Below are 17067 nucleotides of genomic sequence, written 5' to 3'. Positions count from 1 at the left end.
GCAGGGCGTCACGGGCCAGGCGAGACTTTCCGGACACGACCTAGGTGACGTCCGCGGCGGGAGCGGCGCGCGTCCGCCGTTCCTCGCGCAGGGCCGTGAACACCGCCCACCCCACCGACACCAGCGGCACCGCGACCACGGCTCCGACGATGCCCGCGGCGATGGCGCCCCCGATCACCGAGACGGCCACCACCAGCGGATGGAGCCGGACCGCCCAGCTCATGACCAGTGGATGCAGCAGATGGCCCTCGATCTGACCGATGATCACGATCAGCGCGATCACGATCGCCGCGGTCAGCGGCCCCTTCGCCGCCAGGGCGACCACCGCCGCCACCGCCAGTGCGACCGGCGAGCCGATCAGGGGCACGAAAGCGGCGACGAACTCCAGCAGCGCCAGCGGCACGGCCAGCGGGACGCCGAGGAAGTACAGCGCGACGCCGACCAGGATGGCGTTGGTCGCGGCCACGAGCACGATCCCGCGGGTGTAGCCGGTGAACGTGCGCCAGGCCGCCCGGCCCGCGAGGCTCCACCGGGAGCGCACGCGCTCCGGCAGCTGGGCGCAGAACCAGCCCCACTGCCGGTCGCCCGAGTGGATGAAGAACACCGAGGCGAACAGGCCCAGAGCCAGGGCGGTCAGCACGTGCACCGCTTCGCTCGCCCCGCTGACGGCCTTGCTGAGGAGGGTCGAGCGATGGCTGGAGAGGAACTGGCCGATCCGGCCGTGCAGGTCGGACAGCACGTGCGGGTTCAGCCGGAACGGTGGCTTCTCCAGCCAGTCCTCGATGCGGTCCACCCCCGTGCGGAACTCCCTTACCAGCGTGGTGGTCTCACCCGCGACCGCCTCCCCGACCCCCGCCAGCACCCCGAGCACCAGGGCGATGGCGGCGATCAGGGTCACGGCGACCGCCAGGCCCCGGGGCAGCCGGCGCGCCACGAGGTCGGCGCAGGGCCGCAGCACCGCGGTGACGACCAGCCCCAGGAAGAGGGCCACCCCGATCTCGTGGAAACGGCCCAGTACGGCGAACACGCCGTACACGGCCGCGCCGACGACCAGCAGGCGCCACGCGTGCGCCGCGGCCGTGCGGAGGAACGGGGATACCTGGGGCTCCATGCCCATCGAGGTACCACCGGGGCGCGGAGCCGCCCCGCGCCGGGGCGGACGTTCGCCCGGCCGGGGGCCCGGACGGGCCGAATGGCGTGTCGGTGCCCCCAGCCCCGAGCCCCCAGCCCCGAGCCCCCAGCCCCGAGCCCCGAGCCCCCGGCCCCGAGCTCCCGGCCCCGAGCCCCGGGCCGCGAGCCCCGCGTCTCGCTAGAGCGCCGCGTAGCCCGGGCGGATCACCTCGTCGATGATCCGGCGGCGCTCCGGCAGCGGCAGGAACGCGGCCTCCACGGCGGCGACCGTGAATGCCTCGAAGACCTCGGGGCCGTACCCGAAGGCGTCCACCATGTGCTGGAACTCCTGGCTCATGGTGGTGCCGGACACCAGACGGTTGTCGGTGTTCAGCGTGATGCGGAAGCCCAGGCGGCGCAGCAGGTCGATCGGGTGCGTCGCGTAGTCCTTCGCGGCGCCCGTCTGGAGGTTGGAGGTCGGGCAGACCTCCAGCGCGATGCGGTTGTCCCGGACGTACGCGGCCAGGTGGCCGAGGGTGGCCGAGCCGTCCTCGTGCACCTGGATGTCGTCGGTGATCCGCACGCCGTGGCCGATCCGCTCGGCGCCGCAGACCTGCACCGCCTCGTGGATGGACTCGGCGCCCACGGCCTCACCGGCGTGAATGGTGAAGTGGCAGTTGTGGCGCTTGAGGTGCTGGAAGGCCGGCAGGTGACGCGACGGCGGGTTGCCGATCTCGCCGCCCGCGATGTCGAAGCCGGCCACGCCGCGCTCGCGGTGGGCGACGGTCAGCTCGGCTATCTCCAGCGAGCGGTCCGTGTGGCGCATGCCGGTGAGCAGCGTGCCGACGGTGATGCGCCCGCCGGTGCGGCGCTCGCCCTCGCGGAAGCCGTCGTTCACCGCCTCGACGACCTCGTCCAGGGACAGCCCGGCCGCGAGGTGCTGCTCGGGGGCGTACCGGATCTCGGCGTACACGACGCCGTCCGCGGCCAGGTCCTCGGCGCACTCGGCCGCGACGCGGAACAGCGCCTCGCGGGTCTGCATCACGGCACAGGTGTGCGCGAACGTCTCCAGGTAGCGCTCCAGCGAGCCGGAGTCGGCGGCGTCCCGGAACCAGGCGCCCAGCGCGGCCGGCTCCTCGGTGGGCAGACCGGTGTAGCCGCACTCGTGGGCCAGCTCGATGATCGTGGCGGGGCGCAGTCCGCCGTCCAGGTGGTCGTGGAGGACCGCCTTGGGGGCGCGGCGGATCCAGTCGGCGGCGGGGGCGGCGGACGCGGCGGCGGAGACGTTGTCAGACAAGTGCATGGTGCGGGAGTGTACGCCACGCCCGGGACCGCCGCCGTGACGCAGCCGACAGCGCCGCGGCGGGGACCGTGGGCCCGCGGCGGCGTGCATGCGCCCGCGGCCGGTGCGGCACCCGGTGCGCCCCGGGCCGGCCGGCTCCGACCACCGTGTGCCCCGACCACCGTGTGCCCCGGCCGCGCTCGCGCTCCGCCGTGCACCGGCCGCCCGTGCACCGGCCGCCCAGTGCGGCGCCCCGTGCACCGCCGTGCGTACCGGCGCCGCCCCCGGGGCGCCCCGCCCTCAGTTGGACTGGAGGACCGGGAGGGCGGCCGCGCCCGTCGGCAGCATGTGCTTGGCCGCCAGGACGGGGGTGTCCCCGGCCCGTACGACCTGCGTGATCAGTACGGCCGGGGTGTCGGCCGGCCGGCCCAGCTGCTCCCCGCGCCGCTGCCCGACCAGCGTCGCCGTCACGCTGCTGTGCGCGCTCAGCGGCACCCCGCGCGAGGCGCCCGCCAGCACGGCGAGCATCGACGTGCGGGCGGCGTCCGGCGCCTCCGCGACGTCCTCCAGCGCCCGGGCGAAGGCGGGGTGCGCGACCTCCAGGACGTCCCCGGCGGCCGCCCACTCCTGGCTGAGCGCCGCCGCCGCACCGTCCGCGGCCAGCAGCGACTCCCAGAACCGCAGCCGGGCGCGGGAGGCCGCGAGCAGGTGCTGGGCCGTGAAGTCGGTCGGCTCCTCGACCGCCCGCAGCAGGGCGCGCACGCGGACGGGAGCGCCCGCGCCGATCAGTTCCTCCAGCGGCTGGATGTGCTCGAAGCCGCGCCGGGGCGGGCGGTCGGCGACGGTCCGGCCGACCCCGCGGCGTACCGAGAGCAGGCCGTCCTCCTGGAGGAGCAGCAGGGCCTCGCGCAGCGCGGGGCGGCTCACGCCCAGCTCCGCGGCGAGCTTGGGCTCGGAGGGGAGGGTCGAGCCGGGTGGGTAGGTGCCGGCGTGGATGGCGTCCACGATCCGCTCGTACAGCACCACGACCGGTCTCCGCTGCTCCGCGCTGCTGACCACCACTGCCCCTCCTCGGCTCACTTGTCAGCAAGCTATGCCACCGCGGAGGGCCGGGCAACGGCGTCGAGGTCTCGATTGAGCGGCACTGATCTGCGGTAATTCGAAAAGTTGGCCGGAGGGTATTGACGTTTACGCGCGTAGATTCCAATCTGACTCAGCAGCACTTGTCTGACAAGAGTCAGTGGTGTGCCATTTCGCCGAACCCGACATGACATCCGAGGCAAAGGGGCCGACATGTCCATCTCGCTCGGCCGGACACGTTCCGGAGCCGAATCCGACCTCGCGGGCCGGGGGCCGATGCTCCTCGCGATGGTCATGGCCGTTCTGGGCTACCAGATCAACGCCACCATGCTCAGCCCCGCACTGCCCGATGTCATCGAGCGCCTCGGCACGACCACGGCCGCCGCCGGCCTGTCCCAGACCCTCTTCTTCCTCATGGCCGCCATCGGTCAGGTCACGCTCGCCCGCCTCAGCGACCAGCGCGGCCGCAAGCCGATGATGATCGTCTGCGCGATCGTCCTGATCATCGGCAACCTGCTCTGCGTCTTCGCGCCCAGCATCGAGATCTTCATCGCCGGCCGCATCCTCCAGGGCATCTCCGCCGCGATGTTCACCCTCGCCTTCCTCACGCTGAACCAGCTGCTCACCCCGGCCGGCTTCGGCAAGGCCGCGGGCATCATCACCGCCGTCAACGGCGGTCTCGCCGGTGTCGACGCCATCGCGGGCGGCCAGATCGCCGACACCATCGGCTTCCGCGGCATCTTCGTCTGCTCCACGTTCATCGCCGTCGCCGGTCTCATCGGCGTGCGCCGGTACGTCCCCGACGTCCCGCCCACCATCGACGCCGACGCCCGCTTCGACGCCCGGGGCATCTCCGCCCTCGCGCTCGGCCTCACCGGCATCCTCGTCGGCCTCGCCCAGGGAGGCGCCTGGGGCTGGACCTCCGCCCTCACGCTCGGCTTCCTGCTCGGCGGCCTCGCCGCCCTCGTCTTCTTCGTCGTCTCGCAGAAGAGCGCCCCCAACCCGGTCATCGACCTCGACGTCCTGGCCTCCCGCCGCGCCTGGCCGCTGCTGCTCACCACCGTCTGCACGCTCGGCGGCGCCTTCGGCGCGATCGCGCTCACGATCCCGCTCTTCTCCCAGGACGCCCGCGTGGGCCTGGGGCTCAGCGCTGTCACCGCCGCGATCCTCTTCCTCACCCCGATCCAGCTGATCGGCGTGATCTCCGCACCCCTGACCGGCCGCCTCGGCCCCAGGATCGGCTGGCGGACGATCGTCGTCGCCGGCGCTGTCGCCAACTTCGCGATCTTCGTCTTCGCGACGATGTTCCTGCACAAGGAGTGGATCCTCGTCACCGCGCTGGCCGCGCTCGGCATCACGTACGGCGGCTTCATGCTCACCGGACTCAACGGCCTCGCCGTCACCACCGCCCCCAAGGACAAGCCCGGGTCGCTCTCCGGCCTCAACGGTGCCTGCTTCGGCATCGGCGCCTCGCTGGGCATCGCCCTCGCCTCCGCCATGATCAGCGCCGGCAGCGACGCCCGGGGCGTCACCGAGGCCGGCTACCAGCACGCCATGTACGCCGCCCTCACCCTGCTCGGTATCGGTGTCGTCACCGCGCTGCTCATCCAGCGCCCCGACCCGGCCGACACCGCCGACGCCGACGAGCCGCAGCTGGTCGTCACGCACCACTGACCACCTACCACTGACCCGACTCGGTCCGACCGGTCACCCGTACGGCCCGCCCACCGCCCCCGCGCTGCCAGGATCCGCGCATCCTGGTTGCCGGGGGCGGCAGCGTATGTCCCTACAGGAGGCGAACGTGAAGCGTGCGGCCACGGTGACGGCGGGGATGACCCTCGCCCTGACGACGATGGGAGCCCTTGGTGGTGCGGCGGCCGTCGCGGCGGCGGCGGCCCCGCCGCTGCCGGACTTCACCGGCAAGGGGCTCATGACCGTCTTCAGCACGATGGACCAGCGCACCCGGGTCGACGTCCGCGACGCCAGCGGCTACGGACGTACGGTGCTGTGGCCGGCGAACTGGAAGGTCTGCTCCCAGTACCCCGCCGCCGGCGCGGACCTCGACGGCCGCCCGCTCTCCGTCGCCGTGATGAAGACGGACGAGAAGTGCCCCTCGAGCCCGTCGGAGAGTCCCTCGGAGAGCCCGTCGAAGAGCACGGCGACGGAACCGGCCCGGGCCCCGGCGCCCCTGGTGAAGCGCCCGGCGAAGGGCCTGGCGAAGAGCCCGGCCGACAGCCCGGCGGACGGCCCGGACGACCGCCCCGCCCCGCACCGGGCCGCCGGCCCCGCCGGGCACCCCGCACCGCATCCGGACGGAGCCTTCGCCGACCGTCCCCGTACCGACCGCTGACGCCCCCGTACCCTGACCGGATGCCCACGAACGGACCGCACGCCGCGTACCTGGCCGAGGGCCCGCGCGTCGGCATCCGGCACTTCCGGTACGAGGACGCCGACGAGTTCACCGCACGGGCGCGCGAGAGCCGGGACCTGCACCAGCCGTGGCTGTTCCCGCCCGACACCGCCCCGGCGTATGCCGCCTACACCCGCGCCCGCCTCGAAAGCCCGGACACCGAACCCCTGCTGGTGTGCGAGCGGGGGGCGGGCGGCGCGATCGCGGGCTACATCAACATCAACAACATCGTCCGCGGCGGCTTCCTCAGCGGAACCCTCGGCTACGGCGCCTTCGCCCACGCGGCCGGGCGGGGACTGATGGGGGAGGGGCTCGGGCTGGTCCTCGGGCACGCCTTCGGACCGCTCGGGCTGCACCGGCTGGAGGCCAACATCCAGCCGCTCAACGAGGCCTCGATCCGGCTGGTGCGCCGCGCCGGGTTCCGGCTGGAGGGCTACTCCCCGGCGTTCCTCTTCGTCGACGGCGCGTGGCGCGACCACGAACGCTGGGCCGTCGCGAGCACCGGGCGGTCGCTTCCCGGAAACTGATTGCCCCGCCGGGCCGCCCGCGCGGAGGATGAACCGCATGCGGAACATCGTGGTCATCGACGCCCCCTCCAACCTGGGCCTGCGCCCGCCCGCGCCCGGTGCCGTGCCCGGCTGTCACAAGCTGGCCGGCGCCCTGCGCGAGAACCGGATCGTCCAGCGGCTCGGCGCCTTCGAGGGCGGGGTCGTCGTACCGCCCCGCTACGACCGGGGCGACTGGCGGGAGGGCGACGGCGTGTTCCACGCGGATGCCATCGCCGCGTACACCCGGAAGCTCGCCGCCCGGATCGAACACCACGTCAGGGCGGGCGACTTCCCGCTCGTACTCGGCGGCGACTGCTCCATCCAGCTCGGTGCCTCGCTCGCGCTGAAGCGGCTCGGGCGCTACGGGCTCGCGGCGATCGACGCCTCCGCCGACTTCCGGCACCCCGGCAACTCCGACCGGATCGGCGCGGCCGCCGGCGAGGAACTGGCCATCGCCACCGGACGCGGGCAGGCCGGCCTCGCGGACATCGACGGCCTCGGGCCCTATCTCCGGGACGAGGACGTCCGGTTGTTCGGCATCCGCGACGACGACCACGAGGACCGTACCGAACTCGGGCAGCTGAAGATCCCCACCGTCACGGTCGGCGAGATCCGCGAGTGGGGCGCGGCCGACCTCGCCGGCGCGGCCGCCCTGACCCTGGAGATCCCGGACCTCGACGGCTTCTGGGTGCACCTGGACGCCGACGTGCTCGACCCGTCCGTGATGCCGGCCGTCGACAGCCCCGACCCCGACGGCCTGCTGCCCGGCGAACTCGCGCCGCTGCTGCGGAGACTGGTGCGCTCCGAGCGGTGCGTCGGGCTCAACGTGACCATCTACGACCCCGACCTCGACCCCGACGGCACGGCCGGGGCGCTGCTCACCGACCTCGTGGTCGAGGCGATGACCGGACCCGCCACCGGCTGACCCCTGGTCGGCGCGGGTCCCGGGCGTGTTCCATGACGTCATGACGACGAACGCCGGGCCGACCGTACGACGCACCGTACTGACCCTGCCGGCCGCCCCGTTGGGCCCGGAGAACCCGCTGCCCGCCCTCCGTCCCCTCGACCCGCCCCGCACCGTCGACGACGACACACGGCGGGCCATGCCGCGCGACATGGCCCGCCGGATCGGCTACGAGCCCCTGCGCACCCCGTTGCCCACCCGCGTCCTCGACGGATACGGGCGCGAACGCCGCGCCACCGGGTTCGACGCGATCGTCATCGAGAACGACCGGCTGCGCGCCACCGTCCTGCCCGGCCTCGGCGGCCGTGTCCACTCGCTGCACCACAAGCCGGCCGGGCGTGAACTGCTCCACCGCAACCCGGTGTTCCAGCCGGCCGCCTTCGCCCTCAACGGCGCCTGGTTCTCCGGCGGCATCGAGTGGAACATCGGCGCCACCGGCCACACCGCCCTCACCTGCGCCCCGCTGCACGCCGCCGTCGTCCCGGCGCCCGACGGCGGCGCCATGGTCCGGCTGTGGGAGTGGGAGCGCCTGCGCGACCTGCCCTTCCAGGTCGACCTGTGGCTGCCGGACGGCTCGGACTTCCTCTACGCGGCCGTACGGATCCGCAACCCGCACGAGCGGCCCGCCCCCGTCTACTGGTGGACCAACATGGCCGTCCCCGAGGACCGGCGGATCCTGGTCCCGGCCGACGAGGCCTGGCACCACGGGTACACGCACGCCCTGCGCCGCGTCACGGTCCCGCGCCAGGACGGCGAGGACCGGACGTACCCGCAAAACAGCGCCCACTCGGGCGACTGGTTCTACGAGGTCCCCGACGGGTCCCGCAGGTGGATCGCCGCCCTCGACGCGGACGGCGAGGGGTTCGTCCAGACGTCCACCGACCCGCTGCGCGGCCGGAAGCTCTTCGTGTGGGGGCACGGCCGGGGCGGACGGCACTGGCAGGAGTGGCTCGGCGGACCGGCCGGCGGACCCGGCTACGCCGAGATCCAGGCCGGGCTCGCCCGCACCCAGCTGGAGCACCTCAGGCTGGAGGCGGGGGAGGAGCTGAGCTGGCTGGAGGCGTACGGGGCGCTGAGCGCCGACCCGCGCGCCGTGCACGGCGCGGACTGGGGCGCGGCGCTCGCCGAGACCGGGGCGCGACTGGAGGAGCGGCTGCCGCGCGCGGACGTGGACGCCGCCTACCGGGCGTGGCGTTCGCACGCCGCCGACACCGAGCCCGGCCCGCTCCTGGCCACCGGCTCCGGATGGGGCGCGCTCGAGGTGCTGCGCGGCCGGTTCACGCTGCCCGGCACGCCGTTCCCCGAGTCGACGCTCGGCGCACCGCAGGAACCGTGGCGGGACCTGCTGCGCACGGGCGTGCTGCCCGCCCCGGCCCCCGGTGAGCCGCCGGGGCCGTCGCTGGTCGCGCCGCACTGGCGGGACATGCTGGAGACGGCACCCGCCGACCCGTACACCGAGTACCACCTGGGTGTCGCCCAGTGGCACGCGGGCGACCGCGCGCAGGCGGTGCGCAGCTGGGAACGCGGCCTGGCGTCCGCCGCCGCCCGCTGGCCCCTGCTGCGCTGCCTGGCCGTCGCCGACCGCGAGGGCGGTCACACCGAGCGGGCGGCCGACCGGTACGCGGAGGCGTTCGACGACCTGTGCGCCTCTTCCGGTACGGACGGCACGCCGACGCTGGTGGCGCTCGCCCGTGAGGCGCTGGACGCGCTGCTCGCCGCCGGCCGGCCGGGCGCCGCCCGCGAGGTGTGGACGCGCCTGCCGGACGCGGTCCGCGAGCGGGGCGCGTACCGGCTGCTCGAAGCCCGGCTGCTCGTCGCGGAGGGCGACCTGCCGGGAGCCCGCGCCGTGTTCGACGCGGGCTTCGAGGTGCCCGACCTCCGCGAGGGCGCCCGGACGCTGGGCGAACTCTGGGCGGCCGTCTCGGACGAACCGCTGCCCCACCGCTACGACTTCCGCATGCGCCCGGCCTGAGGAGGAACCGAGACGGCCGGTCGCGGGTCAGTGCTTGAGCGCGTCCTTGCCCTTCTCCACCGCCTGCTGGGCGTCGCCCTTGACCTGTTCGGCCCGGCCCTTCGCCTCCAGGCTCTCGTTACCGACCGCCCGGCCGGTGGCTTCCTTCGCCTTGCCCTTGGCGGTGCGTGCCGCGTTCTTGGCCTTCTTGCTCGTGGCCATGGGGGTCACCTCCTGGTGTGCCTCACGTCGCCGTACCGGTCCTCACGTCCGGTCCATACCCGTCCGCCGACCGGCCAAGCGGTCCATAAGCGCATATTGGAGTTATGTACGATTCTGTCCAGACTCCGGGGGAGGCAGCAGCGTCCCCAGGGGGCCGAGATCGAGGTTGAGGTCGTCCATGGTGAGGCCGTACCGGGCGCACAGACCGGTCATCCGGTCGTGCAGGAGCATCAGGGTCGACCCCAGGCGCTCTTCCTCCTCCTCGGTGAGGTCCCCGGCCTCCACCCGGTGCAGCGCCTGCCGCTCCATCAGCTGCCGCAGCAACTCGACGAGGGTCAGCACCAACTTCATCAGGTCCCGCTCCACCGTGTCCGGGTCGGCGTTGATCCGCCGGGCCGGGTGCGGCGGCCGGGGGTCGTCGCGGCGGGGCAGCTCACCCGGTGCCGCCGGGAGCAGCCGGAAGGCACGGGCGGCCGCGTCGGCCACCTCCCGGTAGCGGTCGGCGTCAGACGGCATGGCGGTTCCAGGGCGCGGGGTTCTCCTCGCTGATCGACACGATCAGGGCCCGCAGAGAGACCCGTACGAGGTCGATGTCGGCGATCGACAGGACCACGTCACCGGTGATCACCACACCTCCGGTCAGCAGCCGGTCCAGCAGGTCGATCAGCGCGACCTGCCGCTCCGGCAGGGGCGGGTCGGTCCCGTCCGCGGCGGGCGGTACGTCCATGGTCATCCGGAAGCCGCCTCCTCCCGCCCCACGCCCCCGCCCGCCGGGCCCCCATCCGATTCGGGGGCACCCATCGCGAACGAGTAGGGCGCCCACGGGCCGGTGATCTCGGCCCGCACCGGCGCGCCGCCACCCCCTTCGCCCCCGGTCGCGGCCTCCCGGACGGCCGCCAGGAAGGCGTCGGACCGGCCGGACGGCACCAGGTACGCGTCATTGCTGACGTTCTCGGACGAGCCCCGCGCCAGCGGCCCCTGCTGGACCCGGTGCCGCACGTGCTCGGCGGCGTGCGCGAGGGCCGCCTCGTGGACGCGCCGCACGGCATCGGCGGCCGCACGGTGCGCCGCGTCCCGGGCGCTGCGCTCGTGCCGACGGCCGCGCAGGTACGCCCGTCCCGGCGACAGCTCCGGCTCCTCACCGGCGCCGCCCGGCGCCGCCCCGCCCGTGGCCGCGCCCACCGCCGCGGACGGCTCCGCGTAGACCTTGACGCCCCACTCGACGTGGCCCGCGAGGCGGGAGAGGCGCGAGCGGAACGCCGCGCGGCCGGCCCGCAGCATGGCCAGGACGCGCTCGTCGTCCCGGTAGATGGTGGCCAGCCGCAGCGGGAGCACGGTGGTCCCGGCCGCCACGGCGTCGACGACCCCGTGGTGGGCGCGGGCCACCGCCTCCAGCCAGGCCAGGTCCTCCAGGTGGGCCGCCAGCGGCTGCTCCTCGAACTCGTCGGCCGGTACGGCGCTCACCACGGCCGCCAGCGCGGGCGGGTCCCCGTCCGCCACGACACGCACCGGCGCGCCGCCGACCCCCCGGAGGTCGAGCACCGCGTCCCGCAGCTCGGGTGACGTCTCCGCGACGCCGTACAGGTAGCTGACGCTCCCGCTCATCGGTCGTCCTCCGGGCGCCGGCGGCGCGCGGGGCGTGGCCGGGACGACGGCGTGCGCGGCGCACGCCTCCGCTCCTCGGTGCGGGCCGTGTCGTCGTCGCGGGCGGACGTGCCCCGGTCGAGCGCCCGTGCGTCACGCAGGGCCTCGATCTCCTCCCGCAGACGCCGGTTCTCCTCGGCGAGGCTCGGTCGGTCGTCGGCCCGTGACGACAGCGACGGGTCGTGCTCCCACCAGTCGATGCCCATCTCCTTCGCCTTGTCCACCGACGCCACCAGCAACCGCAGCTTGATGGTGAGGAGTTCGATGTCGAGGAGGTTGATCTGGATGTCTCCCGCGATCACGATGCCCTTGTCGAGCACGCGCTCCAGGATGTCGGCGAGGTTCGCCGACGAACCCTGCCCGTAGGAGGGGGCCGCGCGGGACGGGAAGGAGCCGAGGTTGTCGGAGACGGGTTCTGTCACGGCGGGTCGACCTCGATTCGGCGTCGGTCAGCGCCGGGTTCCGGCCCGGCGGCGTGGGCGTTCCTCTTCGTAGGTCCCTTCGTCCTCGGCGTCGTCCCAGTCGTCGTCGTCCCGGGTCTCGTCGTCGTCCTCCCAGTCGTCCTCGCCGTCCTCCTCCAGCTCCCGCTCGTACGCCTCGTCGTCGTCCCGGTACGGGTCGCGGCGCCCCCGGCCGGAGGCGCGGCCCCGGTCCTCGTCCTCCTCGTCCCCGTCCTCGTACTCCTCGTCCTCGTCCTCGTCCGCTTCGTCCTCGTACTCCCGGTCGTCGTCCTCGTACTCGCCGTTCTCGTCCTCGTCCTCGTCCCTCTCCTTGTCCCGTTCCTCCTCCTCCACGGCCTCGTCGTGGTCGCGGACCACCTCGCCGTCGCGGATCTCGCCGCGCCAGCCCTCGGCGGGCTCGCCCTGCATGGTGACGAACTTGCGGAAGAGCTTCAGGTCCAGGCGTGCCCGCCGGCCCTGCGCGCGCCAGATGTTGCCGGTCTTCTCGAAGAGCCCCTTGGGGAAGTACTCCAGGACCAGCAGCACCTTGGTGAGGTTGTCGCCCAGGGGGTGGAAGGTCACGGCACCCTTGGTGGTGCCCTTGGCGCCCTCGGAGGACCAGACGATCCGCTCGTCCGGGATCTGTTCGAGGGTCTTCGCCTGCCAGCTGCGGTTGGACTTGGCGACCTTGGCCTGCCAGTTGCTGGTCACCTCGTCCGACTGCTCGACGTTCACCACGCCCTTGGCGAAGCGCCCGAACTCCTGGAACTGCGTCCACTGGTCGTACGCCTGGCGTACGGGGACCCCGACGTCGATGTCCTCGATGATCACGACGCTCTTGCCGCGGGTCTCGCCCTTGCCGCTCTTGCCGCCCTTCCCGGTGATCTTGCCGACCAGGCCGGACACCTTGTCCTTCACCCCGCCGGCCACGTGCGACAGCGCCATGGACGCCGCCGCCCCGCCGGGCGACTTGCCCTTGCTCAGGGCTTCCCCGCCCTTGGAGAGCGTGCCGAGGACGTTGCCCAGGGAATTGCCCGGGTCGCCCAGCTGCTTGGTCGCTTCGCCGAGACGCTCGCCCAGGCCGGTGACCGCACGGTCGGCCCGGGCCTCCAGGTACGCCCGCAGCTCGTCCTTGAGCCGGTCACCCGGGCCTGCTGCCGCGTCCGTGCCCTTGGCGCCCTTGGCGCCCTTGGCGCCGTTGCCGTCGTTGCCGTCGGTCATGACCGTGACCTCCTCGCCGTGCCGGTGTCACGCCCCTCACGCCGTGCCGACGCGGACGTCTTCTTCGCCGGTGCCGAGCCGCCTCCACCGCTCCCGGACCGGCTCGCCTTCGACTGCGTCGCCTTCGACTGCGCCGACTTGGTCTGTGTCGCCTTGGACGGGCTCTTGGACGCGCTCTTGGAGGAGGCGCTCTTGGACGGGGCGCTCTTGGACGACGTGCTCCTGGAGGAGGCGCTCTTGGACGCCGTGCCCTTGGACGACGTGCTCTTGGACGCCGTACCGCTGGACGTGCGCTTCGACGGGGTGCGCGCGCTCGCCTTCCGCTCCTCCGGAGGCTCCTCCTCGGCCTCTTCGTCCTCTTCGTCCTCATCGACCTCCGCGTCCTCCGGGGCCTCCTCGTCCTCCGGGGCTTCCTCTCCCGTGTCCTCGTCGTCCTCGTCGCGCCCCTCGGGAAGGTCCTCGTGCAGGGCGGCGGTCCTCTCGTGCAGGGAGTCGGCCAGCCGGTCCGCACGGGCGGCGACAGCGGTGGTGGCGGCCGTCTTGCCGGCCGCGACCAGGTCGTGGCGTATCCGGTCGCCGAGCGCGTCCAGGGCCGGCGACCCGGTGACCGCGGAGGCGATGTCCTTGGGGTTGATCTTCTTCCGGAGCATCCACGTCGCCACGGCGATGGCGAGCTTGCCCTTCTTGGTCCGGCCCAGCACATAGCCGCTCAGCAGCGCCGCTCCGGTCGTGGCGTTGTTCATCGGGGGCAGTCCTCCTCGCACGTCATGGTTCGCGGTCGTCCCAGAAGCGCTGGATCTCCTCGAGCCGGTCCAGCAACTCGTCCTCGCGACGGTCGAAGGTCTCCTGGTCGATCCGTCCGGATGTCAGTTCCTGTTCCAGGTCGGCGAGCGCCTTCACCACGGGGCGGGAGTCGTAGTACTCCTCCTCCGCGGCCTCGGTGACTCTCTGTACGACCCATCCGACTCCCCGGACGGGCGCGAGGGGGAGGGTGACCAGCTGGGTGAAGAGCCCCATGATCCGTACACCGCCTAGACGAAGCTGTAGGGCGGCAGTGGCCCGTGCAGCCGGAAGTCGAAGTCCTCCCCGTACTCGCCGACGAGTTCCGCCTCCCGCTCCAGGAAGGCGTTCTGCCGGGCCCGCTCGACGAGGAAGGACGTGCTGATGAAGTCGTCACCGGCGGCCTCCGACACCCGCAGCTCGCGCGCCAGCGGGCTCAGCGCCTCCGTCACGCCGGAGGCCAGGGCCTCGCGGCGGGCGGTGATCTCGGTGGCCACCAGTTCACCCAGGGAAATCTTGAGGTCCTGGCCGCCCTGGCCACTGCGGATCTCCTCGTTCATGCGCCGTGCGTCCTCGGACTCCCGCAGGACGTCGCTCAGCAGGACGTCCTCCTCGCACGACGCCTTCAGGTGGAACTCCGCGCAGCCGTCGAGGGCCGTGAGCCGCTCCCGGTAGTTGTCGGCGCGGTCCCTCAGGGCGTCGCACACGGCCTGGTCGTCGGGCGCGAGCGCGCCGAAGCGCAGAGGCAGGACGCCACCCTGGCCGAGGAGTTCCTGGAGGACCGTCTGGTGCGCGAGGACGTCGCGGCGCTTGGCCCGCAGGTTCTCCGGGGCGTCACTGACGACGGCGGCGAGGTCGCCCTCCGTCACGACCCGCAACGGTTCCGGCGGCTCGCCGACGCCCGTGACACCGTCCAGGCCCAGCGGGTGGCCCGCCGGCGTGATCGCGTACACATAGACCGCCATGGCTCACTCTTCCCGCTCTTCCCTGCGACGGGAGGGACGGCGCGGGCGTGACCTCTCCCGCTCCCGGACCGGTTCCGGTTCTTCCTCCGGTTCGTCCTCGTCCTCGTCGCCGCGTCCCTTGCGGAACGAGTCGGAGAAGGCCTCCACGGCTCCGGTGAGCGCCCCCTTGCTCTTGCCCCGCGCCCCGCCCTCGGTCATCTCACCGACGAGTTCGGGGAGCTGGGTGGGAGCCTTGCGCCCGCTTTCGAGGTCGAGGCGGTTGCACGCCTCGGCGAAGCGCAGGTAGGTGTCCACACTGGCCACCACGATGCGGGCGTCGACCTTGAGGATCTCGATGCCCACCAGGGACACCCGGACGAAGACGTCGATGACCAGCCCGCGGTCGAGGATCAGTTCCAGGACGTCGTACAGCGATGACGAGGACCCGCCGCCTCCTCCGCCTCGTGCGACGGGCCCCCCGCCTCCTTGCGGCACCACCGTCATGGTGCCTCCTCTCACGGACCGCCTGCTCGCACGGCCCGGATCCGGTTCTCAGGCGCGCTTGTCGATCTGCCCGCGCGTGTAGCGCCGGATCCGTTCGTACGCCATGAGTTCGCCTTCCGCATCGAGCGTCACCCGGTAGCTGGCCAGCACGCTGGTCGTCTCCGGGATGCGCTCGAGCTCGAGCACCTCCACCTCGGCCTCCCACCCGTCATCGGTGGGCCGGAGCGCGGAAATCGACTCCGGTGGCCTGCCGAGCAGCTCCTGCAATTGCTCGGCGGCGGAGCGCATGGCCTTCGGGGCCGACAACCGGCGGGGGCGGCGCTCCGCGTCGTCGCGGGCTCTGCGCCGTGGCCCGTCGTCCTGCCGCTCCGAAGGCATCGTCGTCACTCACCTACTGCCATAACCGACATAAGCGATATCAAGCACTCAAGTAATCATATCGGACTTAAGGTCGGTCGCCGTGGGCGGGCGGGGTGCGGTCGGCGCGGGGCGGACGCGTCAGCGGCGCTGGTCGACGTACTCGAAGACCGAGCCGTCCGGGTGGACCGCGATCAGATTGCGGCCCGCGGGCGTGGGCACCGGGCCCGCCAGCACCTTCGCGCCCGCCTCGGTGAGGGTCGTGTGGGCGGCGTCCACGTCCTCGACCGCGATCGTCGCCGCCACCTTGCGCAGGATCTCCAGCTCCGACTCCGGACCGCTCATCAGCAGGAAGCAGCCGATGGCCGCCACCGACACGCCGCCGCGCTCGAAGCGGAGCGCGGGGCTGCCGGTGAGCCGTTCGTAGAAGACCACCGAGGTCTCCAGGTCGTCGACGCAGACGCGCAGCGTGGTGCCGAGGATCTCCATACGGGCGAGGGTAGTTGACGCGTCACACCCGGCACAGCACCTCCCCGTGCGGCACCAGGAACCAGCCGTCGTCCCGCCGCCCCCACTCCCGCCAGCCCTCGGCGATCGACGCCAGCTCCCGCCTGGTGGCGTGTCCGCCGTCGACGGCGAGCGCCGCGTACCCCGAAGCCGTCGTCCGGTCCGCCCACAGCCCGCTCCACCAGGCGCGCTCCTCAGGGGTGGCGAACAACCAGGTGCCGGCGGTGGCCGTGACGTCCGTGAAGCCCGCCCGCCGCGCCCAGGACAGCAGGCGGCGGCCCGCGTCCGGCTCGCCCCCGTTGGCGCGCGCCACCCGCCGGTACAGGTCCAGCCACGCGTCCAGCGCCGGGACCTCCGGGTACCAGGTGAACGCCGCGTAGTCGCCGTCCCGTGCGGCGACGACCCCGCCGGGGCGGCACACGCGCCGCATCTCGCGCAGCGCCGCCACCGGGTCGCCCACGTGCTGGAGCACCTGGTGGGCGTGGACGACGTCGAAGGAGTCGTCGGGGAAGTCCAGGGCGTGGACGTCGGCGACCGCGAACCGGACGTTCTCCACGCCCCGTTCGCGTGCCGTGGCGCGGGCCTGTTCCAGTACGCCGGCCTCCGCGTCGACCGCCGTCACCCGGCCGCCCGGGGCGACCAGCCCGGCCAGGTCGGCCGTGATCGTGCCGGGCCCGCACCCCACGTCCAGCACGTCCATGCCCGGCCGCAGGGCGCCCACCAGGTAGGCCGCGGAATTTGCGGCCGTGCGCCAGCGGTGCGAGCGCAGCACCGACTCGTGGTGTCCGTGCGTGTAGACAGCGTCGGCCATGGCCGTACTCCCTCAGGTCGCCGGGGTGGTGGTTCCGTGCCCGCCACCGTACGCCGTCGTGTCGCATGGTGATACGCCGATCTTGGAATGTGGGACGAGTGAGGGCTCGTCCTCAGCGCCGCCCGCCGCGCCCATGACCGTAATGCCGCGTTTGGCGGGCAGGGTGCGGGGCACCGGGAAGGTCGGCCCGCATCACGCGGCTGTGCACGCACGCAGACATGACGCTGGAGGCCCTGTGACCCCGTCCGTCAGCCCGTCCGGCCCGTTCCCGGGCCCCTCCGGCCGCGCCGGC

21 protein-coding genes are annotated in these 17067 nt (G+C 73.3%); 5 read left to right on the top strand and 16 right to left on the bottom strand.

What is annotated here, in order from left to right:
• Window positions 1-40 precede the first annotated feature (40 nt).
• The 3 genes from EIZ62_RS05340 to EIZ62_RS05330 form a co-directional block, all read right to left on the bottom strand.
• Window positions 41-1117, bottom strand: a complete 1077-nt coding sequence (locus EIZ62_RS05340; protein ID WP_156691560.1) for an AI-2E family transporter — start codon at window positions 1115-1117, stop codon at window positions 41-43.
• A 192-nt stretch (window positions 1118-1309) separates the two neighbouring features.
• Complete coding sequence (locus tag EIZ62_RS05335) at window positions 1310-2413, bottom strand: adenosine deaminase (protein ID WP_156691559.1); 1104 nt, start codon at window positions 2411-2413, stop codon at window positions 1310-1312.
• A 279-nt stretch (window positions 2414-2692) separates the two neighbouring features.
• A complete protein-coding gene (locus EIZ62_RS05330) occupies window positions 2693-3451 on the bottom strand; it encodes a GntR family transcriptional regulator (protein ID WP_156696221.1) in 759 nt (252 codons plus the stop codon).
• Window positions 3452-3685: 234 nt separating this feature from the next.
• On the opposite strand from EIZ62_RS05330, the gene EIZ62_RS05325 reads away from it, so the two are divergent.
• The 5 genes from EIZ62_RS05325 (at window position 3686) to EIZ62_RS05305 (ending at window position 9366) form a co-directional block, all read left to right on the top strand.
• The gene (locus tag EIZ62_RS05325) at window positions 3686-5146 is read left to right on the top strand and encodes an MFS transporter (RefSeq protein WP_156691558.1); all 1461 of its coding nucleotides are present in this window, start codon (window positions 3686-3688) and stop codon (window positions 5144-5146) included.
• A gap of 127 nt (window positions 5147-5273) precedes the next feature.
• The gene (locus EIZ62_RS05320; protein ID WP_156691557.1) at window positions 5274-5822 is read left to right on the top strand and encodes a hypothetical protein; all 549 of its coding nucleotides are present in this window, start codon (window positions 5274-5276) and stop codon (window positions 5820-5822) included.
• Window positions 5823-5842: 20 nt separating this feature from the next.
• On the top strand, window positions 5843-6409 hold the full coding sequence (locus tag EIZ62_RS05315) for a GNAT family N-acetyltransferase (RefSeq protein WP_156691556.1): 567 nt from the start codon (window positions 5843-5845) through the stop codon (window positions 6407-6409).
• 37 nt (window positions 6410-6446) lie between these two features.
• Complete coding sequence (locus tag EIZ62_RS05310) at window positions 6447-7355, top strand: arginase family protein (RefSeq protein WP_156691555.1); 909 nt, start codon at window positions 6447-6449, stop codon at window positions 7353-7355.
• 40 nt (window positions 7356-7395) lie between these two features.
• Window positions 7396-9366 (top strand): DUF5107 domain-containing protein, encoded by a 1971-nt coding sequence (locus tag EIZ62_RS05305; protein ID WP_156691554.1) that lies wholly within the window; start codon window positions 7396-7398, stop codon window positions 9364-9366.
• Between the two features lie 27 nt (window positions 9367-9393).
• Here EIZ62_RS05305 and EIZ62_RS05300 read toward each other — a convergent pair whose 3' ends face one another.
• The 13 genes from EIZ62_RS05300 to EIZ62_RS05240 form a co-directional block, all read right to left on the bottom strand.
• On the bottom strand, window positions 9394-9567 hold the full coding sequence (locus EIZ62_RS05300) for a CsbD family protein (protein WP_156691553.1): 174 nt from the start codon (window positions 9565-9567) through the stop codon (window positions 9394-9396).
• A gap of 102 nt (window positions 9568-9669) precedes the next feature.
• On the bottom strand, window positions 9670-10083 hold the full coding sequence (locus EIZ62_RS05295; protein ID WP_156691552.1) for a gas vesicle protein K: 414 nt from the start codon (window positions 10081-10083) through the stop codon (window positions 9670-9672).
• Window positions 10073-10300: a gas vesicle protein gene (locus tag EIZ62_RS05290; RefSeq protein WP_244375472.1), complete on the bottom strand. Its 228-nt coding sequence runs from the start codon at window positions 10298-10300 to the stop codon at window positions 10073-10075. Before EIZ62_RS05290 ends, EIZ62_RS05295 begins: the two co-directional genes overlap by 11 nt.
• Complete coding sequence (locus tag EIZ62_RS05285) at window positions 10297-11172, bottom strand: GvpL/GvpF family gas vesicle protein (RefSeq protein ID WP_156691551.1); 876 nt, start codon at window positions 11170-11172, stop codon at window positions 10297-10299. The genes EIZ62_RS05290 and EIZ62_RS05285 overlap by 4 nt, the downstream gene beginning before the upstream one ends.
• Complete coding sequence (locus tag EIZ62_RS05280; RefSeq protein WP_156691550.1) at window positions 11169-11633, bottom strand: gas vesicle protein; 465 nt, start codon at window positions 11631-11633, stop codon at window positions 11169-11171. The genes EIZ62_RS05285 and EIZ62_RS05280 overlap by 4 nt, the downstream gene beginning before the upstream one ends.
• Before the next feature lie 27 nt (window positions 11634-11660).
• Entirely contained in the window at window positions 11661-12872 is a 1212-nt protein-coding gene (locus tag EIZ62_RS05275) for an SRPBCC family protein (RefSeq protein ID WP_156691549.1), read from the bottom strand.
• A complete protein-coding gene (locus EIZ62_RS05270; RefSeq protein ID WP_156691548.1) occupies window positions 12869-13615 on the bottom strand; it encodes a hypothetical protein in 747 nt (248 codons plus the stop codon). Before EIZ62_RS05270 ends, EIZ62_RS05275 begins: the two co-directional genes overlap by 4 nt.
• Window positions 13616-13637: 22 nt before the next feature.
• Window positions 13638-13889 carry a gas vesicle protein GvpG gene (locus EIZ62_RS05265; protein ID WP_156691547.1) on the bottom strand — a complete coding sequence of 84 codons (252 nt, stop codon included), beginning with the start codon at window positions 13887-13889 and terminating at the stop codon, window positions 13638-13640.
• Window positions 13890-13903: 14 nt separating this feature from the next.
• Window positions 13904-14617 (bottom strand): GvpL/GvpF family gas vesicle protein, encoded by a 714-nt coding sequence (locus tag EIZ62_RS05260; RefSeq protein WP_156691546.1) that lies wholly within the window; start codon window positions 14615-14617, stop codon window positions 13904-13906.
• 3 nt (window positions 14618-14620) lie between these two features.
• Window positions 14621-15100 (bottom strand): gas vesicle structural protein GvpA, encoded by a 480-nt coding sequence (locus tag EIZ62_RS05255; protein ID WP_208827774.1) that lies wholly within the window; start codon window positions 15098-15100, stop codon window positions 14621-14623.
• Between the two features lie 48 nt (window positions 15101-15148).
• Entirely contained in the window at window positions 15149-15478 is a 330-nt protein-coding gene (locus EIZ62_RS05250) for a gas vesicle protein GvpO (protein ID WP_156696218.1), read from the bottom strand.
• A 120-nt stretch (window positions 15479-15598) separates the two neighbouring features.
• Window positions 15599-15946: a VOC family protein gene (locus EIZ62_RS05245; protein WP_156691545.1), complete on the bottom strand. Its 348-nt coding sequence runs from the start codon at window positions 15944-15946 to the stop codon at window positions 15599-15601.
• Window positions 15947-15968: 22 nt separating this feature from the next.
• Window positions 15969-16775: a methyltransferase domain-containing protein gene (locus EIZ62_RS05240; protein WP_156691544.1), complete on the bottom strand. Its 807-nt coding sequence runs from the start codon at window positions 16773-16775 to the stop codon at window positions 15969-15971.
• Between the last annotated feature and the right edge of the window lie 292 nt (window positions 16776-17067).

The organism is Streptomyces ficellus (assembly GCF_009739905.1).
Lineage (GTDB): Bacteria > Actinomycetota > Actinomycetes > Streptomycetales > Streptomycetaceae > Streptomyces > Streptomyces ficellus_A.
The sequence above is the reverse complement of the archived record's forward strand: the minus strand, read 5'-3'. Positions and strand labels throughout refer to the sequence as shown.